General features: G+C 78.6%; 1 protein-coding gene. It reads left to right on the forward strand.

Annotated elements, in window-relative coordinates; all coding sequences use genetic code 11:
- Nucleotides 1-1828: SDR family NAD(P)-dependent oxidoreductase (locus ABD308_RS17595; protein ID WP_344335422.1), on the forward strand; the 1828-nt coding region annotated here is incomplete at both ends.

Here is a 1828-nt window from a genome sequence, read left to right on the forward strand (position 1 = left end):
CGATGGCCGCGCAGAGCCTGGCGGGTGAGAGTGTGGCGCTGGTGCCGTTGACCCGTACGGACCGTCCGGAGGCGCGTTCGCTGTTGACGGGGTTGGCGCAGGCCTGGGTCAACGGCGTGGACGTGGACTGGACGCGGGTGCTGGGTACCGGCGGTCCGCTGCCGGAGCTGCCGACCTACGCCTTCGACCACACCCGCTACTGGCTCGACCGCACCCGCACCACCACCGCCGACCCCGCCGAGCTCCGCTTCTGGGAGGCCGTCGAGGGCGGCGACGCCGAGGACCTCGCCACGCTGGTCGGCATCGGGGCGGACTCGTCGCGCTCCTCGCTGGAGACGGTGCTGCCGGACCTCGCGGCCTGGCGTCACCGGCAGCAGGGCGCCCGGTCCTTCGACTCCTGGCGCTACCGGATCGACTGGAAGCCGCTGGCCGCGCCCGGGACGCCCGCGCTGAGCGGCGGTTGGCTGCTCCTCGCCCCCACCGACGCGCCCACCGATGCCGACGCCGCCACCGTCGCCGCCTGCGCGGACGCCCTGCGCGCGCACGGCGCCGAGGTCCACCTGCGGGAGGTGGACGCCGGCGCGACCGACCGCGAGGCCCTGGCGGAGCTGCTGCGCGCCGCCGCCGCGGAGCGCGAGGTCACCGGTGTGCTGTCGCTGCTCGCGCTGTCCACGGCCGAGCACCCGAAGTACCCGGCGGTCCCGGTCGGCACGGCCGCGTCCATGGCGCTGGTCCAGGCGCTCGGCGACGCGGGGCTCACCGCCCGCCTCTGGTCGGCCACCCGGGGCGCCGTCGCCGCCGTTCCGGGCGAGCCGCTCCCCAACCCCGTGCAGGCCCAGGTCTGGGGCCTGGGCCGGGTGGCCGGCCTGGAGGCCCCGGCCGGCTGGGGCGGGCTGGTGGACCTGCCCGCCGCCTTCGACCCGGCGACGGCCGCGAACCTCTGCGCGGTGCTGGCCGGCCTCGACGACGAGGACCAGGTCGCGTTGCGCGGCACCGAGGTGCTGGTGCGCCGGCTGGTCCGCGCGCCCCTGGCCGAGGCCGGGCCCGCCACCGGGTGGCGCCCGCACGGCACCGCGCTGATCACCGGCGGCACCGGGGCGCTGGGCGGCCACATCGCCCGCTGGCTGGCCCGCGAGGGCGCCGGGCACCTGGTCCTGCTGAGCCGTTCGGGCCCGGACGCCCCGGGCGCGGCGGAGCTGCGCGAGGAGCTCCTCGCCCTGGGCGCCGGAGCCGTCACCGTCACCGCCTGCGACACGGCGGACCGGTCCGCGCTGGCCGGGGTGCTGGCCGCGCTCCCCGCCGACCCGCCGCTGACCGCCGTCTTCCACGCGGCCGGGGCGGGCCGGGCGGCCAAGCCGCTGGCGGAGCAGGACCCGGCCGAGCTGGACGCGGTGCTGGCGGCGAAGGCGGCCGGAGCCCGGCACCTGGACGAGCTGCTGCGGGACGCGCCGCCGGAGGTCCTGGTGTTCTTCTCCTCCAGCGCGGGCGTCTGGGGCAGCGCGGGACAGGCGGGTTACGCCGCGGCCAACGCCTACCTGGACGCGCTGGCCGCGCACCGGCGCGCGGAGGGCCGTCCGGCCACCGCCGTGGCCTGGGGCGCCTGGGCCGGTGCCGGGATGGCGCAGGACGAGGAGTACGTCGCCTCGCTGAACCGGACGGGCATGCGCACCATGGCGCCCGAGCGGGCGATCGCGGCGCTGGCGGCGGCGGTCGAGCACGACGAGACCGGGGTGACCGTCTCGGACGTCGACTGGCGGCGCTTCGGCGAGGTGTTCACGGCCGCCCGGCCGCGCCACCTGCTGGACGACCTCGGCGCGGCCGACGCCGC

The organism is Kitasatospora putterlickiae, from assembly GCF_039527695.1.
Classification (GTDB): domain Bacteria; phylum Actinomycetota; class Actinomycetes; order Streptomycetales; family Streptomycetaceae; genus Kitasatospora; species Kitasatospora putterlickiae.